Here is a 234-nt window from a genome sequence, read left to right on the forward strand (position 1 = left end):
ACTCACCGTCGAGCTAGGCCGTACCAAGCTGACGGTGAGTTTGACGGGAATGTCCATGATCATTTCCAGATCACGGGTCCCGCAACAGCTGGGTTCACCGCTCAGAGGGCGGAAGACATCGTCACTGGCAGGTTTTGCCTGGGGGGCTTCGGGGGCAGGCTCTTCCGTGGCCTCCGTTTGCTCGGCAGCTTCTTGTTCCGCCATCGCGGCAGCCCAGGGGTCGTCATCGTCACT

Annotated in this window: 1 protein-coding gene; it reads right to left on the minus strand. The window is 61.5% G+C overall.

Going from position 1 to position 234, the window contains the following annotated elements:
* On the minus strand, positions 1-204 hold a 204-nt coding region (locus P8629_RS12765), incomplete at its 3' end, for a hypothetical protein (protein ID WP_442908728.1).
* Between the last annotated feature and the right edge of the window lie 30 nt (positions 205-234).

It is taken from the genome of Hydrogenovibrio sp. 3SP14C1 (assembly GCF_029625905.1).
Taxonomy (GTDB): Bacteria; Pseudomonadota; Gammaproteobacteria; order Thiomicrospirales; family Thiomicrospiraceae; genus Hydrogenovibrio.